At 23.7% G+C, this 7388-nt stretch carries 8 protein-coding genes and 1 pseudogene; 8 read left to right on the top strand and 1 reads right to left on the bottom strand.

Annotated features, from left to right (window positions below; translation table 11 throughout):
* Positions 1-119: 119 nt before the first annotated feature.
* The 8 genes from ligA to NQK76_RS01205 all read left to right on the top strand — a co-directional run bounded on the left by ligA (position 120) and on the right by NQK76_RS01205 (position 6347).
* Entirely contained in the window at positions 120-2132 is a 2013-nt protein-coding gene (gene ligA / locus NQK76_RS01175; protein ID WP_255872655.1) for an NAD-dependent DNA ligase LigA, read from the top strand.
* Between the two features lie 17 nt (positions 2133-2149).
* Positions 2150-2488: a holo-ACP synthase gene (locus NQK76_RS01180; protein ID WP_004994785.1), complete on the top strand. Its 339-nt coding sequence runs from the start codon at positions 2150-2152 to the stop codon at positions 2486-2488.
* Between the two features lie 209 nt (positions 2489-2697).
* Positions 2698-3213, top strand: coding sequence for a hypothetical protein (locus NQK76_RS01185; protein ID WP_152908763.1), 516 nt, complete (start codon positions 2698-2700; stop codon positions 3211-3213).
* A gap of 389 nt (positions 3214-3602) precedes the next feature.
* The gene (locus NQK76_RS02610; RefSeq protein WP_407064893.1) at positions 3603-3767 is read left to right on the top strand and encodes a hypothetical protein; all 165 of its coding nucleotides are present in this window, start codon (positions 3603-3605) and stop codon (positions 3765-3767) included.
* Between the two features lie 441 nt (positions 3768-4208).
* Positions 4209-4481, top strand: a complete 273-nt coding sequence (locus NQK76_RS02545) for a hypothetical protein (protein ID WP_004994791.1) — start codon at positions 4209-4211, stop codon at positions 4479-4481.
* On the top strand, positions 4441-4779 hold the full coding sequence (locus NQK76_RS02550) for a hypothetical protein (protein WP_320415238.1): 339 nt from the start codon (positions 4441-4443) through the stop codon (positions 4777-4779). Before NQK76_RS02545 ends, NQK76_RS02550 begins: the two co-directional genes overlap by 41 nt.
* A 766-nt stretch (positions 4780-5545) precedes the next feature.
* Positions 5546-6004: a hypothetical protein gene (locus NQK76_RS01200; protein WP_255872656.1), complete on the top strand. Its 459-nt coding sequence runs from the start codon at positions 5546-5548 to the stop codon at positions 6002-6004.
* A gap of 1 nt (position 6005) precedes the next feature.
* Complete coding sequence (locus NQK76_RS01205; RefSeq protein WP_255872657.1) at positions 6006-6347, top strand: SVM family protein; 342 nt, start codon at positions 6006-6008, stop codon at positions 6345-6347.
* A 500-nt stretch (positions 6348-6847) separates the two neighbouring features.
* On the opposite strand, the pseudogene NQK76_RS01210 reads toward NQK76_RS01205, so the two are convergent.
* Positions 6848-7388: pseudogene (locus NQK76_RS01210) on the bottom strand (hypothetical protein); the annotation flags it as partial.

The raw sequence follows: 7388 nt of genomic DNA on the forward strand, positions 1-7388 counted from the left end.
TTTTTAATATTATATAATATTTTTTTAAAATTAAAATATCATTTAAAAAATAACCCAAAATTTAAAATATCAATAAATCAATAAATTACAATTTTTAATACGGATAATAGATAAAAAATATGTTAAATATTATAAAAAAAATTCAACAATTAACTAAAAAAATAAATCAAGCTAATTACGAGTATTTTAATTTAAACCAATCTTCTTTAACTGATCAGCAATATGATGCATTATTACAAGAATTAATATATTTAGAAAATAAATACCCACAATTTAAATCAAAAGATAGCCCTACTGATAAAATAGGCAGTTCTTTAAGTGAAAAAAAAATACCTAAAATAACTCATAGTAAACCTATGTTATCATTAGAAAATGCCTTTGATATTGCGAAAGTAAAAAAATTTTATACAAGAATAAAAGAAAAGTATCCTCATTGTAATTTTATTACAGAATTAAAGATAGACGGTATAGCTATTAATTTAAAATATGAACAAGGCATTTTAACACAAGCTACTACAAGGGGTAATGGTTTAGTAGGAGAATTGGTAACTCATAATATTAAAAACATTAAAGATATTCCGTCAAAACTTTTACAACCAATAAATTTAGAAGTAAGAGGGGAGGTTTTTTTTAATTATGAAAATTTTCAAAAATTAAATCAACAACACAATAGAGAACAAAAAAAAACTTTTGCTAATCCGCGTAATGCGGCTTCTGGAACTGTAAGATTATTAAATGCTAATATTGTTGCTTCCAGAAACTTATCTTCTTTTTTTTATAATATTGTATATTCATCCTTGATTGTTAATAGTCAAGAAGAAGTTTTAAAATTATTAAACAAATTAGGTTTTTCTGTCAATCCGCATTATAATATAATTAATTCTTGGTCTGATTTAACTCACTTTATCAATCATTATATTGATTTAAAATCATCTTTAAATTATGATGTAGATGGTATTGTTATAAAAATAAATCAACTTGATTTATATCCGCAAATCGGTTACACTAATAAATTTCCTAAATATGCTCTTGCTTATAAATTTAACTCTATTACCGGCGAAACTATAATTAAAAATATTTTATTTTATGTCGGAAGAACTGGAATAATTAATCCTGTAGCAGATCTAATACCTATTATTATTGATGGCAGCACAATATCACGTGTAACATTACATAATTACAATTATATACAAAATAAAGATATTCGTATTAATGATAGCGTAATTATTGTAAAATCAGGTTCTATTATTCCTAGAATTATTAAAGTAATCACTCATAAAAGAGATGCATCTGTTAAACCTTTTATAATGATCACGAAGTGTCCATCTTGTGATACATTGTTACACAAAGACAATAATGGAATTAATTATTTTTGTATTAATCAGGAATGTAACGAACAACAATTACAAAAAATAATTCATTTCGCATCTCGAGAAGCTATGGACATCAATATTTTAGGTTCCAAAACATTAACAATTTTATTTCAAAAAAAAATTATCCAAAAAATTTCGGATTTATACAATCTTAAACAACATAAACCAAAATTACTAAAATTGCCCTTTTTTGGCATTAAAAAAATTAATAATATTTTAGAAGCTATAGAAAGTAGTAAACAAAAACCTTTCGATCGAGTTCTATTTGGATTAGGAATAAAACATGTTGGTAGCAAAATTGCTCGGATTTTAACTCATAAATTTTATAATATAGATAATTTAAAACAATCTAAAATAGAAGATTTAATAAATATAAATGAAATAGGACCAGAAATCGCAGATAGTATACATAATTTTTTTAATGATGCAAAAAATATTAACGAAATAATTCAACTAAAAAAACATCAATTAAATTTTTCTATACAAAATAATATCAATAATATTAATAATAATTTCTTTAATAACAAAAAAATTATTATTACAGGCACATTAACAAAATATAAACGTTCACAAATAACTAAAAATTTAGAAAAATTAGGAGCTTTAATAGTGCATAATTTATCTAAAAAAACTAATTATTTAATTTGCGGAAAAAATTACAGTGAACAAAAAATAGAAAAAGCTAAACATTTAAATATCACTATTATTCAAGAATCAGAGTTATATAAAATTTTAAAACAAACAAACAATCAAATATAAAAGGTAATAATTAAAAAATGAAAAATATTGGTATCGATTTAATTGAAATTAATAAAATTGTCAAAATCGGATTAAATTCAATATCTCATCGAATTTTATCTACTCAGGAACATCACATTTATAAAAAAATAACCTCATTAAAAAGTAAAAGTTTTTTTTTAGCAGGAAGATGGGCCGCAAAAGAAGCCATCTTTAAAACTTATAAAAAAGGTAATTTAACTAATAATTATTGTGATTGGTCTATACTAAATGATAATACAGGAGCTCCTTATATAATAGATAAATACAGTAATCAATTTATGATATCTATTACTCATACTGATAAATATGCTTTAGCTTTAGTAATTATGTTATAATATGAAATTAATTTACAATTAAACCAATATCAATTAACAAAATAGCATCTTATTACAAGTATTATTACCAATAATTAATGTTATAATTAAATTGTAATTCGGAGTTATTCTTCCGTTTAACAAGATAATCATTCCTATAAAATAAATAAAAAATAATAATTTTTCATTACAAAAATAGAAAGGGTTATATTCTGTTTATAAAATTTTGTTTGTTGTGTAAACAAATTAAAAAAAAAATTGCTAAAACTTTAAATATTAGTTATAACATGTTAAATTTTGCCATTAACATTACTTTGTTAGTGCTCGTAATAATTTGGTTTATGCAAATTATTTTAGCAGAAATGCAAATAAATTTAGGTACGAAATTATCTTATAAAGATTTTTCAACTCAATTAGAACAAAATAAAAATATCACATCTATAAATATTCAAGATTCAGGTAACAATTTTTTTAATAAAGATTCTTATAAAAGAATTGAAATTAAAACTAACCAAAATAATGTTTTTTTTACAGATACAGATGAACCACTTTATATCAAAATGTTAAGCAAAATTTTTATTTTACTTGAAAATAACAACAATATTAATTTGAATTACAAAACTAAAACTAATCATTTAAGTAGCTTGTTATTATCTTTATCAATTTTATGTGCCACTTTAAACGGAATTAATTATTTAATGCCTAAAAAAATTAAAAATTGGTTTAATGATATATTACCTTCTTAAAATGGTTACCAAAGATGCCTAAATTTCGTGATATCGAACCAATAACCAGGGAAGATCGCACTGAACCCCAAAAGTATTACAATTAATAAATCTGTTAATCATGTTCAAGATCAACTTTCTTAGTTGATCTTTTTTTGTTTTTTAAAAGAAATAAAAAAAGATTTTTTTTATGCTTATCTTTTCTAATTTATTTTGGCAAAGGCATAATATGGAAAGAAAAGTTTTATTTTTACTTTTTTTAAAAAATAAAAAAAATATGCAGGTACGTTCTCAATTAATTGGACTTCATTATCCATTGGTTCATAAAATAGTGAAAAAATTTAACTATTATCCTCGCATTTAACTATTATCCTCGCGTTTTAACTAAAGAAGATTTATTTCAAGAAGGATTGTTAGGTTTAATGAAAGCTCTCGATTATTATCAAGATTTAGGTTATGATTTTCTCGCTTATGCTCGACCACATATTCAAAAAGCGATTTCTGAAACCATCCGTAAAATTAATGGTTATTATGGCCAATTAATTGATAAAATTGATCAAGCTATTGATAAATAAGAAGAATAAATAAGAAGAAACTATTAATAATTACCATGGTTTAAAACAAGATTGGGAAAAAGAATTAGAAAAATATGAAAAAGAACTAAAAGACCTTTATGAACAAAAAGCCCTTACCCAAAAAGCCAAAGAAAAAATCAAAGAAGCTTTAGAAAAAAATGAAGCTAAAATTAAAGAAATAAAAGAAAATTTAGATCAAAATGATAAAAATATTACTATCTTAAAAGGAAATTAGTCCAATTAGAAAAAGACAAAGAAACTAAAGAAAAAGGAATTAAAGAAAAAGAAGAACAGTTAAAATTAGCTTCTCCCGATGATAAAATTAGATTACAAGCGGAAATCGATAAACTCCGAGATGAAATTTCAGAAATAGTTGGTGAAATCGGTAAAATCAAAGTTCAAATCAAAAATTTAGAAACAGACCAAAAATACTACCAAGATATGTTAAATCATGCTGAAAAATTAAAAAAAGATTTAGAAAAAAGATTTGAAACTTTAACAAATGATGAAAAACCAATATTCAAACAAATCCAATCAGTCGAAGAACACCGTATTGAAATCCAAAAAGAAATCGAGGAAGTCGATGGAAAACTTGAAGAAATCAAACTCGAAAAAACAGTATATCAAGAATTAAAATCAAAATATCAAGAAATGTATAATCGTGCGCTAATTTATGAAAAAAGAGAACGAATTATCAGTAGGAAATGTGGTTAAATGGGGTTTTAAAGCTTTTGATAAATTTACTGACTTATCCCCAGTTAAATTTGGTCTGAAAGTTATAAGAAAATCAATTACTTTTACATGTAAATTCGTCCAAGGTATGTCAAAAACTACTTTAGTTCTTCGCGAAGGCCACCGTTTATATCACATGTTTATGGAAACAATTAACGAAAACAATGAACATCCAAAAATGATTACCAAAGAAGCTTTAGAAATGTATAGTAAAGACATTAACCGTGATTTAGACAAACTCGATGCCGACTACAAAGATTACGAAAAGAAAAAAAGATGATCATAAACTTCGTCTTAACCAAGATAATTTAAAGAATGAATGGAAAAACTCTGAAAAATTAAATGAAAGTATAAAAAAATAATTTGTAACTTGGATTGATGAATATGGAACCATCGCCAAAGAATTAGAAAAAGAAAGAGATAAAGTTTCCGACACTGACAAATTATATGAAGACAAAGCCAAATTAGAAGAAATATTAGAAAACAAAAGAGATAACGTGAATATTATAAAAGAACAATTAAAACAAAAAAATCCGAATTACGCCCGTGTTCAACAACGCCTACAAGAAAAACGAGTTGGCAAAATTCCTGAAATCATTAATTTAACAAATTAATAATTATTTTATTTAATCATTTTATTAATAAAACTGTATAATAGTGATAATTAAATATAATAATTATCACTATTATTAAGAAAGGTTATTCTAACAATGAATAAATCAAATTTTTTCGAAAAAAATGGTTTTTTATATTCCTTCTTATCATTTTCGGACTTGTTTTTTGTTATTTCTGGTTTCAAAATCAAAAAGAAACAACCTTAGCGTCTTCACCAGAATCATTATCAGATTCATTACCTTCTGAAGTAATCCCCACTTCTCCTAGGACAAAACGTTCTCTGGAAGAACCACCAATCCCTAAAATTCAAACAACTGCTGCTCGTTTAGAACAAATTAAAATTATCTTTTTTGAACCTCTTAATCCTACTTTATTACCATCTGATTTATCAGAAAGATAACGAAATTAATAAACTTAAAAAGAGTTGAGGATTGGATTTAGGTTATTTAAATGAAAAAAAAGATGAAATTAACGAATATCAAAATAAATGTGATGAATACCAATCGCAATTAAATTCTCTTCAATCTCAAATAGAATCTTTAAAACCACAACAACAAAAACTAGAAAAACAACGAGACGAAAGACACCAAGAAGTTAATAGATTAAAGATTGATAGGAAAGCTAACGAAGATAAAATCGACAAACTTCAAAATGAAATTTCGGAAATAGTTAACGAAATCGGCAAAATAAAAGTTCAAATCAAAAATTTAGAAACAGACCAAAAATACTACCAAGATATTTTAAATCGTGCTGAAAAATTAAAAAAAGATTTAGAAAAAGGATATGAAAGATCCGAAAAACAATATAAAAATTTAATTTATTCTCAATTAAACGAACTCTACGAAATTACCTCAACTGAGGGATCAATAAAAAAAGGAGTTATAAGCTAAAATGATGCAAATAAAAAATAAATTATATTTTTTACCATTATTTTTAATGAGTTTTTTAGGATTATTCCTGTTAATTAATATTAATCAAGTTATAGCCGCTCCCGAAAAAAATGATAAAGGTAAAAAAATCGCTTCCTCTGAAAAACAAGAAAAAACAACTAAAAAAGATATATCACAATATTATGAATTATACAATACTCTTGAAAATTATTCTGAAGAAGATCGAAATAAAATTATTCAAATGTTATCAGATTCGCAAACATTAAAAATATTACAAGAAGAAGCGCTTAAGTCTAAAAAAAAAGGTTCTTCTTCTAAAAAGCCTGATGATTCTAAAAAATAAAAATTAAAATAAACTATTATTTTTTTTTAAGACCCTTTCTGAAGGGTCTTTTTTTGTTAATATATTTTTAATATAAATGTTTTTTTATGTTGTTATAAATATTGAAACCACAATAAAAATAAAAAAAATTTTATTTGAAGATTTATAAAAAGAAAATACATTAAAATAAATATAAATTTTCTTTGTTCATTTTTTACTTTTTGCTAAATTAATCTTAGCTAACTTGTGTTGGTTTGTTTTTTCTATAAGTTGGTTGGTTTCGATTTTGTTTTATGTTCAATTCTAACAAATTTCGTGGTGAAAAAGAAAAATAGAACCTCGGCGGAGGTTCTATTTTATTTTATGTTTCATATTTCTCACATCATTTCGTGGTGTATTAGCGTCTTCGAAGAAAGAATGTTTGAAAAAATCAACAAATTTATGATATTCAACAGTATAAGAAAAGAATAATAAGTAAACAATTTAACATTAATCTTGTTTAGAATTTTTTATTATTATCATTAATATGATTTAAAATTCTTAATTAATAAGAAGTAAAATAAAATATTTATTACGCATAAAATAATTATGAAGTACATTCTACTATATTGTTGGAATAATAATTTCCATATTTGATTATTAATCAAATAAAGATTTTTTAAATATTGTTTCATTAAGTTAATAATTTTTTTAGAGAAAGTTAATTGTTGTTCAGATATTTTATTTATTTTATTATATAAATATTTTTTTTGTTCAAAATTAATTTCTTCAGTTTCAGTTAAAATCACGATAGTTCGATCTCTATCTTCAATAGTTTGTTTTTGAGCTTCAATAGTTAGATCTCTATTGTCAATAACTAGAACTCTATCTTCACTACTTTGTTTTTGAGCTTCAATAATTTGATCTCCCTTTTTAATAGTTAGATCTCTATCTTCAATAGTTTGTTTTTGAGCTTCAATAGTTAGATCTCTATTGTCAATAACTAGAACTCTATCTTCACTACTTTGTTTTTGAGCTTCAATAATTTGATCTCCCTTTTTAATAGTTAGATCTCTATCTTCA

It is taken from the genome of Candidatus Phytoplasma australasiaticum subsp. ipomoeae, assembly GCF_024425275.1.
Taxonomy (GTDB): Bacteria; Bacillota_I; Bacilli_A; order Acholeplasmatales; family Acholeplasmataceae; genus Phytoplasma; species Phytoplasma australasiaticum.

Excerpts from the sequence above, each read along its gene's own strand:
- ligA (WP_255872655.1), top strand. The coding sequence starts at position 120 with ATGTTAAATATTATAAAAAAAATTCAACAATTAACTAAAAAAATAAAT.
- NQK76_RS01180 (WP_004994785.1), top strand. The coding sequence starts at position 2,150 with ATGAAAAATATTGGTATCGATTTAATTGAAATTAATAAAATTGTCAAA.
- NQK76_RS02545 (WP_004994791.1), top strand. The coding sequence starts at position 4,209 with ATGTTAAATCATGCTGAAAAATTAAAAAAAGATTTAGAAAAAAGATTT.
- NQK76_RS02550 (WP_320415238.1), top strand. The coding sequence starts at position 4,441 with ATGAAAAAAGAGAACGAATTATCAGTAGGAAATGTGGTTAAATGGGGT.
- NQK76_RS01205 (WP_255872657.1), top strand. The coding sequence starts at position 6,006 with ATGATGCAAATAAAAAATAAATTATATTTTTTACCATTATTTTTAATG.